Origin of the sequence: Sphingobacterium sp. UBA7631, from assembly GCF_002483935.1 — a bacterium.
Lineage (GTDB): Bacteria > Bacteroidota > Bacteroidia > Sphingobacteriales > Sphingobacteriaceae > Sphingobacterium > Sphingobacterium multivorum.
Window position 1 is genome coordinate 26,260 of record NZ_DLIX01000005.1, and the last position, 13,169, is coordinate 39,428.

The following is a 13,169-nucleotide window of genomic DNA, read 5'->3' on the forward strand; positions in this document are numbered from 1 at the left end:
GCTACTTTTCACTGGATCTTTCCCACCTTAATCTCCGATCACCAAAAGGTTCTGTTTTCCCTTTTTTATAAATAACCCGTTTACGAATTGTTCCATCTTCTTTATAGTAAATCCATTCACCTTCCTTAAGGTTGTTTAGATATGTGCCCCTCTCTGCCAGCTTCTTATTTCTGTAAACGCTGGCCTCTCCATTTTTAAAACCATCTGTAAATGGCTCGAAATTGGTTTGAAACCCATTAAATTTTATCGCATAATTCCCGTTTAAAGGTTCTCCCGTTTCCTTTAAACAAGTTTTATCAGTAGCATCATCGTACTCGGTTTCCTCAAGTTCAATCTTGATCCATGTTTGTGCAAAACCATTACTCATTGGAATTAAAAGAAAAAATAAAAAAGTGATGCCGCCAAGCATCTTCCTTAAAGCAGTTAGCGGTAAAATTAAAATCGATGGAATTAATATTACTTTATTCATTTATCAGGATGCTAAAATGTTGACATTATTGTTTAAGATTTCAGCTTCATTTACCCAACAAATTTAGCTGTAAATTTTAGCGCTAAATGAACCGATTACGATTCGCTTGGTATAAATAACGATTCGTGGCCATTTGCTTTTTTTCCTTCTTCGATGGGACCTTTAATTCATTATGCTGCTGCCAGATCTGACGACTTTGTATTCAAACAATGGCTTCGAACAAAAACGGTCGGATTATATTACCTTATAATTTGTTTAAATAATACATGGTATTCTTCTTCTATACTCTTCTTGAATTCAAGGCTTTGCTCCATTGTGTTTTATTGCATCTTGGACATGCCTTGGAATCGTTCTCAAAACTAAATACGACATGGCCGCAATACATGCATGCGAATGGCCCTTCAGCACTGAATACATCAACCTTTTTGAAAGAAGATGGGAATAATGGTAGCCCATACCTCACATCACTATCAGCATAAAATAAAACGCTTAATGTTCCATCGACTTCTAGAATCCCTTCCTTAACCTGTCCCAAATGTTCAACATTTAAATTTCTCAGTTCAGAAAAAAATTCCATACGCGAAAAGGTATTATCATTTTCATGTTTTATATCAAATACGCCATCCTTTACTACAGGTAAAACTTTACCTTCCAATAAATGGGCAATATTCTCTGATCGGGAGGCAATCCAGGTTACCAACTTATAAACAAAGATTACACATATAAAGACAACAATCGCATGAAAGATGGGTATTTCTTCTTGAAACATGGGATCTCCCGCAGCTGAGCCCAAACTGATTATAATCGCAACCTCAAAAAGAGTTAACTGCCGAACTCCCCTTCTACCCGAGAGCCTTAGAATGATCAATATTAGAAGAAACATTATAATTGTTCTCGCGCCTATTTCAATAAGAAAGGAGCTTTCCACCCCCTCTGCAAATATTTTTTGTATATCAATCATAACCTTTTAAAATCCAAAAATCTTAATGTGGCCGCCGCCATTCAATCCTAAAACATTCCTCCGGTCGCAATAGTTCATCACTTAGCAAAAACAACAAACATACGGTATCAATCTTCAATGATGGCAAAGTAATAGTCACGGTAAAGAATCTATTGACTAATACATAGATGTCAAGGTCGATATTTCTGAAGGAAACAAAGTTTTTATTGGAGTTTTTGTATATTGGCTCCACAAACCCATATTATCTAGCTTTATATATTCCCAAAAATGAAAAAAATATTATCGCTCATTGTCATAATTTTGTTCTGTCAAAGTCTAAGCGCCCAGACCATAGAAGAATTAAATGCGCAAGGTATAAAATATGCTAAAAAAGAAAAATTTGACGAGGCTTTTTCAGCTTTCGATAAAGCAATAAATCTGTATCCCAATTCACCTGGTACCTACGTAAATAGAGGCAACATTCACAGGTTTCGAGGAAATTACGACCTTGCAATAGCTGATTATTCAAAATTTCTGGATTTTTCTCCCAAGAACATCGATGTGCTCTATGCCAGAGCGGGTGTTTATAAAGAAGTTGCTGCATTTGACAAAGCAATTTCTGACTATTCGAGGGTAATTGAAATAAATCCATCCTATACAGACATATATTTTGACAGAGCATATTCTTATATCAGATTGAAAGATTATGAGAATGCAAAAAATGATCTAATAGCACAATTAAAAATATCGCCGAAAGATTTTAAGTCGCTTGCAAATCTGATAAACGTTAAAAAGGAATTAAAACTATTTGACGAAGCGCTTGTGGACTATGATAAATTACTAAATGAATTTTCTAATCAGCCAGACCTTCATATACTTTATAACAATCGAGCGAATCTCTATAGAGAAACTAATAGACCTCAAGAGGCACTAGTGGAAATAGAGAAAGCTTTAAAAGCAAATAAGAACTATGCTATAGGTTACTTTAATCGGGCAAGCATCTATCTGGATCTTGGCGATGAAAACAATGCTTGCAAAGATTTTAAAAAAGCATTGTCCCTAAATCTTCAGGAAGATCCCCATTTTGAAGTAGATGAAGATTTTGAAAAGCTGAAATCACTTTGTAAATAAATGATTTGCTGAACTCTTTTTATGCAAAATTGCATATATTGGATTTGAAATAAAGGCTATTCATATTAAATCAATATTTTATGGGCAATATATTTGACGAGCAAAAGTTATACCCTTATGATGGGACAATCAAAGGCCATTTCAAAGATCATTATGACAGCGTTTTCATTGCTCTCCTCCCCTTCTTTCAACTTGACAGAGAGGAAACTGATAAAAGTAATCTAAAAAAAGCTAAGTTACTATCGCACGAAGAAGCGCTGAAGGAAGTTGATTTTTTAAAAAGACTTCCCGAAGCGAATAGGGAAATCTATAGGCCCTAAGGACTTCTATAGGTGGGCTAAACCAGAATTTTACGAGACCGGACCTCATGGAAAAGCTTAACAATTTTACAGACCACGAAAGTATCTACCAACCGACTGAAGGCGCGCTTGGTATACTTTCAAAGATGGCTATCCGTAAAGCTTTCAAACTCTTGGGAAAAAACCAGATCCTGATAACAGACGAATTTTATGAAAACACCACAACTATAGATCTTGATCGATTAACGGAATATGAATTCTGTGATGAGATCGGCGGTAAAGATTATTATCTATACTCGGCTGATAAAGAAATTCTATTTACCATTGAATGGGATAGCTTCTTCTTTCTCATAGCAACAGATCATAAAAAAATGGATAAGCTTATCGCCAGCCATTTGTTTGAGGGTTTTCTTTGTAGTGACAAGACAGAACATTATTGGGAATACACCTTTGAATAAATAACAATTATAGTCTAAAAAAGGCTCATTATAACATAGTTACACAGTCATTTATGAAACCAGAAACTCAAGAAAAATTTGACAGAATCATAAAAGAAAGCTTTATTGAAATCTTAAAACCGCTCGGTTTCAAAAAGAAGGCCAACAACTTTTATCTGCAGCTTGAGAAAATCGGTCACATCATAAATATTCAAAAAAGTTGTTATAGCACCAGAGATTCTAGTTCCACCCGAAGCAATGTTTTTTAAATAGAAAAGCGCAGATCGATGATTTTAATGGACATATGTATTCGATAGCATATTGAACCATTCCCAAAATCTCACCTTACCAAATCGTCATTAGACTACTAAATTCGGGAAACTGTTCAAGTATTTCCCTCTTTGAATAGGGAGTTTGCTACAATACTTAATCGATGATAATGTCTGTTTCATTTTTCTATCCAAAGAACTCACACTGTTCAATATGGTAATGAGTTAATTCTTAAAATATCTGGGTAACGAAAATGGAATCCAATTGAAGAATCTTTACTATTTTCATTAATAAGATTTTATCTATATTCATAAGAATTTGCTTTTAAAATATAAGGCTTGGAACATATTCAATTAAATCATTTAATTAAAATTATCAAGCAGTTGTTTCCTTTGAATGATAAGGAGATTTCACTCTTGAATGATGGTATCAGTTTTTTTTCTGCAGAAAAGGAAAAGAATCTGATCAAACCGTTGCATGTTGCCGATCGGCTTTTTTTTCTAGAAAAGGGAACTGTTAGAAGTTTCTATCAGAAAGATTATAAAGACATCAATACTGAATTCTTTTTTGAAAATGATTTTTTTACCGCGTTTACAAGTTTTCTGACCCAGGAGAAAACGAACTTACATTTTCAATGCATTGAACAATGTGATTTAATAAGTATACCAAGGGAGCTCTTGGATAAATTGCTCCAGGAGGATACCAAATGGAATATTTTATTGAATAATATTTTAGCCAAAGAATATATCAAAAAATGCCGAAGGGAAAGTTCCTTTCTACTTTTGGATGCAAATGAACGATATCACTATTTTCTAAAACAGTTCCCGGATGCAGATAATCGGATACCGCTTTTCCATATTGCTTCATACCTTGGGATGAGTCCTGAAACACTCAGTAGGATCAGAAGTAAAAAAATCAATCAAATTGATCTAAGTCAAGTAAACAATATTTAGATTTCCACACTTTTGTCATAGTAAGATTGAAACATTCTATGGAAAAAAGAGTAAAATTTGACTTCGAGATATTCTTTACAAATGGCGGTAGTATCAAAGGGGAAGATTTCAGATTAGATATATCCGGAGACGATATCAGCGAGAGTGCCCTGGCCGACTACATCGTTGAAGATATGCAGTTGCTAATGGTAGGAAAAGTTAATATCCTTAACAAAGAAATCCTGATTGAGTCCCATAAACGTAAGCCAATCGATGAAAGTGTGGTAGAAGACTCCTTAATTGATTTGAGTCATACAATCGAAGATGGACTGATAACTTACAAGGGGCTACCGGCACCTCATATTTGCGATTATCTTTCTAGGGAACAGTCAAAAAATAACTATGACGGCGATACATCTTTTCAAATTGGAAAAATCGAGATGGTCACTAACACCGGAACTTATATTGATTGCCCGTTTCATCGATTTGCGGATGGCAACGACACAGCCCAAACGGCATTAAAGAGTTTTGCGGAGCTTGACGCGGTAATGATTCATATACCATTTACAGAAACCCTGAAAATTACGGAAGATCATCTTAAGAATAGAGAAATCAGAAATCGAGCGGTGTTAATACAGACTGGTTGGGATAAACATTGGAATACCGAGCTATATTATCAGGGCCATCCTTATCTTACCGAGCAGGCGGCAATGTATCTTCGGGACTGTAACGTCAAACTTGTAGGTATTGATTCCCATAATATAGACGACACAGCCGGGAGAACAAGACCTGCTCATACCTTGCTATTGAGTGCCGGGATTTTAATCGTTGAGCATCTCTGCAATTTAAATAAATTGCCAGATCATAACTTTAAGTTCACCGCTGCCCCACCAAAAGTCAAAGGTGTGGGGACTTTTCCGGTGAGAGCATTTGCTTCCATTGAAAAAAAATAATTATATTCAAATACGAAATCACTTTCAGCAAGAAACACAATTACATGGAAAATAACATCGGATTGACAAAGGGTGCAGGCTGGCAGTTCGGAATCAGAAAAACAATGCCAGCGAACCTGGAAACACTATGGAATATCTTTTTTTCAGACCGGGGATTAAGCTATTGGTCTGAAGGCGTAGACCAGGATTTTTCAACTTTTAATAAATATTCACATATCCGGACAAAGTGGAGGCACAAAGATTTCACAGAAGCCGCCAATTTACAGATCAGATTTATTCCTTCGAAAAATCAAGATAAAACAACAATTTCATTTCATGTTGATAAATTAAAAAATGAAGGCCAGCGTGAAGTGACTAGAGAATATTGGTCAAAAGTGATTGAAGATCTAAAACTGTTGCTGGAATCTCAGAGCCAGAGTTAAGCCTACGAATCGACTACCTCATTTGACATAATGGATATTTAAAATATGCACGCAATGCATGTTCTATGCACCGGACTGAAATCGAAACAAACACTTTGTGTGGATGCTTTTATTGTTTACAGACTTTTTCTCCAGTTGAGATTTTGGAGTAGATAGATGGAATTTGGTAAATTTAAGGATATAATTGCCTAACTTAATACGCTATAAGCATGGATATAAAGTTAGTTAAATACGTAGAAAGTGATTTTGATCTTTTCAAGACAATGGTAAGTGATGATGAGACAATGAAATATATAGCCGGAGATGGCTGGACAGAAAGTCAAGCAAAGGTTCACTTTGACGCAATGATTGAAATTAATCGCAAAGAAGAGGGTTTGGGATTTTACAAAGTAATCAATCAAGAAAACCTATTTATAGGAAATTGCTCATTAGAACGCTACAAACATGATTGCAAAATTCTTGAAATCGGATATGTACTGAAAAAGGAATTTTGGAGAATGGGATATGGATCTGCAATATGCCTAGAAATACTTGCTAAAGCCAATGGTTTATATCCCGAATCGCAGGTTATCGCAATTATAAATCCAGATAATCTTGCTTCGAAAGCACTACTTGAGAAGTATGGTTTTGAACTTTATTTTAGAGGACTGGAAGACGGTCAGTTTTGCGAAAAATTTATATTAAAAACGCGGAGTGTAGATTAGAGAATACGCATATAGATAAACCTTCTCCCAGAAAAGTATCAGGAGGTGAAAATTCTAAATGAACCTTTATGTGAAGGACAAGGAGAGCCACTGAATATCTTCCTTTCTCCATTTTATTTCGCCGCGCTGGATCATAGCGATATATTTTTGGGCATGATCGTCGGTCAATAGGCTTTGGTCGTCAATATGATATTGAAATATCCCGGTAGTCTTATCGCAGGTGATACTTCCAACAATGGCTTCGTTGAGATAGATATGCCAAAGACTAAATTTCTTCACGCGCACCTCAATTACCTGACGCTTACCCTGGTGATAGAAGATTTCCGGCACATCGTTATCGAATCGGATAATCAACGAATCTATAAACGCTTCTTTGATATCGTCGGCAAGTTCAACGTAGGCTAATTCGTATACTCCATGAGATTTTCTGAAAACACAGTATGTGAATCCATTTTCGTTGTAATGAAGATAGTCCTTCATTCCCATACTCTTATCGTGTATCCTCATTCGAACAAACATAAACTGATTTCGGTGATAGACTTCAAGAGGTTTCATGAAGCATTATTACTAGTATTGTTAGTAATAAATCAAAAAAGGATTTACAATTTTTCTAAAAACAAAGGTCTAGCTGTGCATTATCCAGGAAATTTTATCCCTGATTAATTGTGATTGATCCAACTGTCTATATCGGATGAAATCAAGTTGCAACGTGACTTTCTATTATAATTGGCTTTCGATTAACGCGACAGCTTCTAAAGCGGAAATTTCAGTATGTGACAACGTCAAATAACATCTTTCAACCATTTGGTATACCAATCTTCAAACGACACCCTCAAGCCATTCGAATCTAATAAAGGGTTTATTCCTCCATAATCAGCCCTCTCATCAATCCAAATATTTCCGTATTCAACTCCATTTACAACCAAAAGATAAGTACAACCATGCCCAATATGGCAAATCTGCAAACATCCATGTATATGGTCTGTATCCATATATGCATTTAACTGATTTTCATCCGGTCGCTCTCCACTCTCCCAATCAATCTCAAAAACCCAGTCTTCATTCCAGCTTTCAGAACAAGGAAAAGGCATTGTCAGATCAATAGCAGGTTTTGTTTTAAGTTTGAAGTCTATCATTGATTCCTCTAATGACAAAAGCCCATAATCTGGTCCAGTACAACCATTCCCTATTTTGGTAATGAAGTCCCTGTAATTTTCAGGAAACTTAATCCTTAGATTACGTTCAATGTAAATGACCACGGACTCAGGAATAGTGGGATTAAGGAGAAACTCTTTTTGTATAATTTTGTTTAATTTATTTGGGTTATCCTGTAGAAAGCGTAATTTCTCTTTTATATAATTTATATCCATGCATAATTCCATTGTTGCAACCTCTCACCTAACTGGGGTATTTAAAAGTAAAGAATTCAGTGGTGAATTACTAATTTTAAAAGTAAGAAAAAGCGTATCTGATTATCGGATTTCACTGCATAGATCATGCGAGGCACCTTGCTTCTTCAATTTCTTCCAGTTTGGATGGATGACTCATTACTGTCTCAAATGAATAACTAATACCATTCTCTAGTAAATGATACCGTATAAAAGAGCTAATAAGCGAAACTTCATAGCTATGTGTATCCTGCGGCTTGTCCACAATCATATTTTCACGAAGACAACAAATAAATTCAATTAGTACCGTAAATTAGAAAAGTCCAATCCCAGCTTTCGGAAAAATGGGGTACTTACACACCAATAATGCTAAAATATATTTTAGTGAATATGGTAAAGTTGATAAACAGCTGAGACAATATTATTTTATTAAACCGAACGATTCAACCCACTTCTCTGTTATGGGTGATTGGGACTCTCCTTCGAATTATAGATTTAATGATGATAGCATGATATTTATCTTTTCAGTTGATTCTATACAGTTAAAAACAGAAATGTTGGATAAACATCCACAAACTATTATTCGGAAATTTGAAATAGCCCAAAAGACATTAATCGATAACAATTGGCGTTTTGAAATCAAGTAGCCCCTCACGAAAAAAGTGCATCAAAAGATGACAGTTTGGTGATAAAAATTGAGGCAAAACACAATAATCACCTGCAAATAAACCACTTATTAATTCACCAAAATAGTTAAGACTGTAAAGTAAAATTTGTCCACAAATTTAATTGGCTCAAGCCATTCATCCATTGGCGTGACAGTCACCCCATATTAGATAACATTTTGAAAAACTGAAAACCTTATGTCGATAGACGACTTGCAGATCTGATTGTGACTTATTCAGTGGCTAACCATTGACGACTTCACCACCATTGGGATGTAAAACTTGACCACTCATAAAATGTGAATCTTCGCTAGCTAGGAATAGAAAGCTTGGTGCAATTTCATTTGGCATTGCTGCCCTTCCCATTGGGGAGTCGCTTCCAAATTCGGAATTCTTTTTAGGATCAAATGAAGATGCTATCAATGGAGTCCATACCGGCCCCGGCGCAACAGCATTGACCCTAATTCCTTTAGCTATAAGATTTGCTGACAAGCTTCGTGTGAAAGAAATTATTGCACCTTTTGTAGCAGAATAATCGATCAACTTTGGACTGCCTCGATATGCAGTCACCGAGGATGTATTAATGATGCTTGCCCCCTTCTTAAGATAAGGCATAGCATACTTCGTAATCCAGAAATAGGAATAGAAATTATTCTGAAAAGTCTTGTGTAACTGTTCAGTGGTAATTTTTTCAATTGATTCTGTTTCCCAATGCAGCCCCGCGTTATTAACGATAATATCAACTTTCTTATGCGTTTTTATCGTAAATTCAATTACTCTTTTACAGTGATTTTCTTTTCCCAAATCACCTTTAATCAGCGTACATTTTCTAGAGAAGGATTCAACCTCCTTCTGGGTTTGTTTTGCATCTTTTGTTTCACTAAGATAGGCAATAACAATATCAGCTCCCTCCTTCGCAAATAACAAAGCTACAGCTTTCCCGATGCCGCTATCTCCTCCCGTAATTAATGCTACCTTATTTTTCAATTTTCCTTCTGCAGGATACTTTAACGGCGAAGTGTCAGGAACTGGTGTCATATTTATTTCTAATCCGGGTCGCTTTTGCTTTTGCAACGGTCGAATCTTTTTACTTGCTGCTTTTTTCATACCATTTTTTAGAATAATGACAGATAATAGCTGATTTCCAAAATGTGTAAGGGTCAGTGCAAATGGCAAAGTCCTAAAGTCTCGGTAATCTTTAGTAATCTGTATTGATAAATGGAGGTAATCGCCATTCTGCGAAAGAGTTTAACCGATTCATCCATAGAGTGAACAAATCCAAAGTCTGAAAGGTTTGGCAGCTATTTACATTTGCGCTATCGCTTTTGCCTTATCTTCAATTAAAGCCTTCTCATACTTAAATACAAACCCTTTGGTCAATAATCCCTCGTCACCTTTAAGTCGTTTTTGATTTGTGTAGCCTAATTCAAATTCTACTGAATGTCCTTGACTTACTTTTATCCTATCAAGTGTATCATTAAATGCAAATCTCTTTTTAGAATTTGTTGCTACAATGTGGTTAGGAGTCTCCCTGTCTAATTTTATTCCTGAGTTGTTTGCTTTTTCAATTAAGTTATTTATATCAGTGCACCTATGTTGGTCAAGCGATAAACAATATGCGCCTACTAGACAAGAGTCTTCGCGGATTCTTCTAATATCCAGAGCCCAAGAATTTCTTCCACCACGTCCGTCTCGCTTTGGGCAAGCTGTTGTTAGGTGCAGCAATTTTTCCCTCTTTCATTATTTCTGTCACGTCCATAATTAAACCTTCCACCATTGGAGAAAAGTTTCTGTACTTTTTATGCTGAACTTTTATAATATGATATGAGTTCTTAGATGTCTCGTCTGAGGAGTTATTTATTCTAATAATTATTCTGCAAAGTTGTTCAATACAATTTCGTACAATATTGCTGTTATCTGTTCCTTTTATTATGCTCTCAAGGATTTCAAGAGCTTTGGTATTTTCACCGGTCTCAACATATAACGCTGCCAATTCTTGATTGTAGACTTCGGTTAGAAAATCTTTATCATTTTTTTTGAGTGTCAATTTAAACGCTTCAATTTCTAAAGCCTTGTCGTTTGTATATTTCACGTATGTCCTATATAAACTTAGTTCTTCATAAGTCCACGCTCTTTCTTGATCGATCCATTCGGGTAGTTTCTTCAAAAATAGTTCCCGTTCATTTGTCGAATAGAGAAAATACAGCTCGTCATGAATTGGTAATTTGTAACTTCTGAAATAGGACTTTTTGTATTCTTTCCAATCGTCAATGTCTATTTGCGAATAAATACAACTTTCTTCAGCTTCTCCAATATACTTTAACAGTTCAGTTTTCTTTGGGTTGTCCGCTGTTTTTAAATATCGGTAAGTTTCTTTAATTCCTGCCGAAACCAAATATTCGCTATCAAATCCGATTCCGCTGTCAAAATCAATATTTTTAGCTTCAAAGAACAACCAAACAATTTCAGGTGAATTGAAAAGTGTCAGTATGAAGGCGCAGAAATATAAATTATCAACTTCACCGCCCTTTCCATATTTTCGCCATTCCATCTCTTCTGCAAAAAGAAATTTTACGATTTCATAGTCTGTCTGTTTAAGGTCATTGTAAATCGCAATATTGAGTCTTAATCGGTCAAAGTGTTTTGAATCTATAGCGTCTTTGTCAAAGCGATAATTGTCCAAGAGTTTTGGGTTCTGTCGGACTAATTCGAGTTCAGCTTTATAATTTTCTACTACTGTCACGGTGTCTTGGTGTTATTATACATAGCTCTCAAATATACGCAATTCAACAGATTAGAAAATGGATGCTTTGTGGAGATTTCGGGCATTGAGACCTCTCGCTTTTTTAGCTCGGTCAGAATTGCCCGAATTGAATGATCATCAGTTTTCGAAACAGATAATCAACGGTATCAAAATCTCCAATTAAGGGAAGATCATTACCCGTCGAGTGGCAGATATGACACATACTTTGTACTATAGGTTCGGGTGGCTTTCTGAAATTTTCAGCTCTTCATAAAATTACATATATTGGATTATTAAAATAAAGGCTATTCATAGTATAGTTGAATTGCAAAAGAAGTTAAACTATGACCTGACGGTAAATCTGATATCCGAAATATCGGTATTATTAAACTGAGTTCAGGCAGAATAAATCATAAGGCCGTATTATTGGCAATTGCAAATCAGGACTTTCCTTCAAGATTCCCGAGGTTAGAGGATAATCACATAATTTCGAACAAAGAGATTTACTTTATAAATATCAATAAAAAACTTATTTTAAATATGTACGACGACAGAGGTCTTGATGTTGTCGCTACTGATATTGAAGCACTGCGACCAATTTACGAAAAACATAGAGACTGGATCCTTGACTGTGACAGGGAGCAAATAGAAAAGCTCCTCAGTACTATCTCCCAATGATACGAGGATAGATGGAACGCCAGACAAGCCATCAATGCCGGAATAAAATTGAAGAAGTATTTCATCTCTAAGGCCAGCTTTGGAAACGTTCTGTGAAGTTTTCCTCATCCCACACGTCATAGACTTATAACCAACGACTTGGCAAAACAGATCCACTTTCGTATCTTCGATACGGCTACGATACTTCGCTAAGTCGCCACACCAGTTACCTGAAAACATACCACGACTCATCAAGACAACAAAATTGAATTTATGACACCGACGGAAAAACTAACATCCATTTTGACCGAACAATATATCTCAGAAGATTTTGTAATTGCAGACTTGATAGACGAACAAATTCAAAGCGGATTTGCGTGGGGCAAATTCGGATCAAACATTGACAAAGCAAAACGATGCGAAACTGAATTAATTTGGCTAATTGAGAAGTCAAAGGACTTTTATCAAAGCTATTTGGACGATAATGATAATAGGCAATCTGACAATGTTTAGGGAGTACAAATAAACCGTAGCATGAAATTCTTAAATCATTCATTTTAACGCTAGCTTTATGGAAACTAATGGAGCAACAGTAGTAATTTCTCACCATATCAGAGAAGGACGGGATCATGATTATGAGCGATGGCTGAATGAGATAGGACCGCTTTGTAGAAATGCAAGAGGACTTATCGACTGGCAGATCATTCGTCCGATTCAGGGGCTAACTTACCTGTATACAGTCATCATTCGGTTTGATACGATAAGTAATTTGAAACACTGGATGCAATCCGACGATAGAAAACAATTGATTGAAAAAATCCGTCCCCTTTTGGCGAAAGATGATAATTATTACATTAAAACGGGGCTTGATTTTTTATTTACTTCAGAAAATGGCACGATGAAGCCTCCAGTGCGCTGGAAGCAATTTTTGGTAACATGGTCGGCTATTTATCCTTTATCAATAGTAATTCCGATAATTTTACTTCCTATATTAAAAAGGCTGGGATTCCCTTCCATCCGGTTGGTTGATTCACTGTTTATATCTTGCGCTGTCGTTGCATTAATGGTCTATGTCATTATGCCTAACTATACGAAATGGATAAAAAAATGGCTTTATCGGTAAATTAAAATGATAGAAAATTTGTTATAGGAAACGACA

Annotated in this window: 18 protein-coding genes; 11 read left to right on the plus strand and 7 right to left on the minus strand. The window is 35.7% G+C overall.

Annotated elements, in window-relative coordinates; translation table 11 throughout:
• Position 1 precedes the first annotated feature (1 nt).
• The gene (locus B3P16_RS08525) at positions 2-469 is read right to left on the minus strand and encodes a toxin-antitoxin system YwqK family antitoxin (RefSeq protein WP_286753970.1); all 468 of its coding nucleotides are present in this window, start codon (positions 467-469) and stop codon (positions 2-4) included.
• Between the two features lie 280 nt (positions 470-749).
• The gene (locus tag B3P16_RS08530) at positions 750-1,430 is read right to left on the minus strand and encodes a DUF421 domain-containing protein (protein WP_286753969.1); all 681 of its coding nucleotides are present in this window, start codon (positions 1,428-1,430) and stop codon (positions 750-752) included.
• Positions 1,431-1,697: 267 nt separating this feature from the next.
• Between B3P16_RS08530 and B3P16_RS08535 the strand changes: the two genes are divergently transcribed.
• The 8 genes from B3P16_RS08535 (at position 1,698) to B3P16_RS08565 (ending at position 6,557) form a co-directional block, all read left to right on the plus strand.
• A complete protein-coding gene (locus B3P16_RS08535) occupies positions 1,698-2,540 on the plus strand; it encodes a tetratricopeptide repeat protein (protein ID WP_286753968.1) in 843 nt (280 codons plus the stop codon).
• 80 nt (positions 2,541-2,620) lie between these two features.
• A complete protein-coding gene (locus B3P16_RS08540) occupies positions 2,621-2,860 on the plus strand; it encodes a hypothetical protein (protein ID WP_286842407.1) in 240 nt (79 codons plus the stop codon).
• A gap of 47 nt (positions 2,861-2,907) precedes the next feature.
• On the plus strand, positions 2,908-3,297 hold the full coding sequence (locus tag B3P16_RS08545) for a DUF2711 family protein (RefSeq protein ID WP_286842408.1): 390 nt from the start codon (positions 2,908-2,910) through the stop codon (positions 3,295-3,297).
• A gap of 53 nt (positions 3,298-3,350) precedes the next feature.
• On the plus strand, positions 3,351-3,545 hold the full coding sequence (locus B3P16_RS24330; RefSeq protein ID WP_353681986.1) for a DUF4304 domain-containing protein: 195 nt from the start codon (positions 3,351-3,353) through the stop codon (positions 3,543-3,545).
• Positions 3,546-3,884: 339 nt separating this feature from the next.
• On the plus strand, positions 3,885-4,499 hold the full coding sequence (locus B3P16_RS08550) for a Crp/Fnr family transcriptional regulator (protein WP_286753966.1): 615 nt from the start codon (positions 3,885-3,887) through the stop codon (positions 4,497-4,499).
• Positions 4,500-4,537: 38 nt separating this feature from the next.
• Positions 4,538-5,431, plus strand: a complete 894-nt coding sequence (locus tag B3P16_RS08555) for a cyclase family protein (RefSeq protein ID WP_286753965.1) — start codon at positions 4,538-4,540, stop codon at positions 5,429-5,431.
• Positions 5,432-5,475: 44 nt separating this feature from the next.
• Positions 5,476-5,853, plus strand: a complete 378-nt coding sequence (locus tag B3P16_RS08560) for an SRPBCC domain-containing protein (RefSeq protein ID WP_286753964.1) — start codon at positions 5,476-5,478, stop codon at positions 5,851-5,853.
• A 209-nt stretch (positions 5,854-6,062) separates the two neighbouring features.
• On the plus strand, positions 6,063-6,557 hold the full coding sequence (locus B3P16_RS08565; RefSeq protein WP_286753963.1) for a GNAT family N-acetyltransferase: 495 nt from the start codon (positions 6,063-6,065) through the stop codon (positions 6,555-6,557).
• Between the two features lie 66 nt (positions 6,558-6,623).
• Here the strand turns inward: B3P16_RS08565 and B3P16_RS08570 are convergent, their stop codons facing one another.
• Positions 6,624-7,112: a hypothetical protein gene (locus B3P16_RS08570; RefSeq protein WP_286753962.1), complete on the minus strand. Its 489-nt coding sequence runs from the start codon at positions 7,110-7,112 to the stop codon at positions 6,624-6,626.
• A gap of 227 nt (positions 7,113-7,339) precedes the next feature.
• Complete coding sequence (locus tag B3P16_RS08575; protein ID WP_286753961.1) at positions 7,340-7,927, minus strand: hypothetical protein; 588 nt, start codon at positions 7,925-7,927, stop codon at positions 7,340-7,342.
• Positions 7,928-8,289: 362 nt separating this feature from the next.
• Between B3P16_RS08575 and B3P16_RS08580 the strand changes: the two genes are divergently transcribed.
• Positions 8,290-8,592, plus strand: a complete 303-nt coding sequence (locus tag B3P16_RS08580) for a hypothetical protein (protein WP_286753960.1) — start codon at positions 8,290-8,292, stop codon at positions 8,590-8,592.
• A 261-nt stretch (positions 8,593-8,853) separates the two neighbouring features.
• Here B3P16_RS08580 and B3P16_RS08585 read toward each other — a convergent pair whose 3' ends face one another.
• From B3P16_RS08585 to B3P16_RS08595, 3 genes are all read right to left on the minus strand, one after another.
• Entirely contained in the window at positions 8,854-9,717 is an 864-nt protein-coding gene (locus B3P16_RS08585; protein ID WP_286842411.1) for an SDR family oxidoreductase, read from the minus strand.
• A 198-nt stretch (positions 9,718-9,915) separates the two neighbouring features.
• The gene (locus B3P16_RS08590) at positions 9,916-10,335 is read right to left on the minus strand and encodes an RNA 2'-phosphotransferase (RefSeq protein ID WP_286753958.1); all 420 of its coding nucleotides are present in this window, start codon (positions 10,333-10,335) and stop codon (positions 9,916-9,918) included.
• A complete protein-coding gene (locus B3P16_RS08595) occupies positions 10,262-11,353 on the minus strand; it encodes a hypothetical protein (protein WP_286753957.1) in 1,092 nt (363 codons plus the stop codon). The genes B3P16_RS08590 and B3P16_RS08595 overlap by 74 nt, the downstream gene beginning before the upstream one ends.
• A gap of 426 nt (positions 11,354-11,779) precedes the next feature.
• On the opposite strand from B3P16_RS08595, the gene B3P16_RS24385 reads away from it, so the two are divergent.
• Together B3P16_RS24385 and B3P16_RS08605 are read left to right on the plus strand one after the other, a co-directional pair.
• Positions 11,780-12,031, plus strand: a complete 252-nt coding sequence (locus tag B3P16_RS24385; RefSeq protein ID WP_422663610.1) for a DUF3885 domain-containing protein — start codon at positions 11,780-11,782, stop codon at positions 12,029-12,031.
• Positions 12,032-12,581: 550 nt separating this feature from the next.
• On the plus strand, positions 12,582-13,133 hold the full coding sequence (locus B3P16_RS08605; RefSeq protein ID WP_286753955.1) for a hypothetical protein: 552 nt from the start codon (positions 12,582-12,584) through the stop codon (positions 13,131-13,133).
• The last annotated feature ends 36 nt before the right edge of the window (positions 13,134-13,169 follow it).

Bases quoted from the DNA above. Each gene is read 5' to 3' on its own strand.
- B3P16_RS08545 (WP_286842408.1), top strand. From the start codon at position 2,908: ATGGAAAAGCTTAACAATTTTACAGACCACGAAAGTATCTACCAACCG.
- B3P16_RS08570 (WP_286753962.1), bottom strand. From the start codon at position 7,112: ATGAAACCTCTTGAAGTCTATCACCGAAATCAGTTTATGTTTGTTCGA.
- B3P16_RS08535 (WP_286753968.1), top strand. From the start codon at position 1,698: ATGAAAAAAATATTATCGCTCATTGTCATAATTTTGTTCTGTCAAAGT.
- B3P16_RS08525 (WP_286753970.1), bottom strand. From the start codon at position 469: ATGAATAAAGTAATATTAATTCCATCGATTTTAATTTTACCGCTAACT.
- B3P16_RS08540 (WP_286842407.1), top strand. From the start codon at position 2,621: ATGGGCAATATATTTGACGAGCAAAAGTTATACCCTTATGATGGGACA.
- B3P16_RS08575 (WP_286753961.1), bottom strand. From the start codon at position 7,927: ATGGATATAAATTATATAAAAGAGAAATTACGCTTTCTACAGGATAAC.
- B3P16_RS08555 (WP_286753965.1), top strand. From the start codon at position 4,538: ATGGAAAAAAGAGTAAAATTTGACTTCGAGATATTCTTTACAAATGGC.
- B3P16_RS08605 (WP_286753955.1), top strand. From the start codon at position 12,582: ATGGAAACTAATGGAGCAACAGTAGTAATTTCTCACCATATCAGAGAA.
- B3P16_RS08585 (WP_286842411.1), bottom strand. From the start codon at position 9,717: ATGAAAAAAGCAGCAAGTAAAAAGATTCGACCGTTGCAAAAGCAAAAG.
- B3P16_RS08530 (WP_286753969.1), bottom strand. From the start codon at position 1,430: ATGATTGATATACAAAAAATATTTGCAGAGGGGGTGGAAAGCTCCTTT.
- B3P16_RS24330 (WP_353681986.1), top strand. From the start codon at position 3,351: ATGAAACCAGAAACTCAAGAAAAATTTGACAGAATCATAAAAGAAAGC.
- B3P16_RS08565 (WP_286753963.1), top strand. From the start codon at position 6,063: ATGGATATAAAGTTAGTTAAATACGTAGAAAGTGATTTTGATCTTTTC.
- B3P16_RS08580 (WP_286753960.1), top strand. From the start codon at position 8,290: ATGGGGTACTTACACACCAATAATGCTAAAATATATTTTAGTGAATAT.
- B3P16_RS08560 (WP_286753964.1), top strand. From the start codon at position 5,476: ATGGAAAATAACATCGGATTGACAAAGGGTGCAGGCTGGCAGTTCGGA.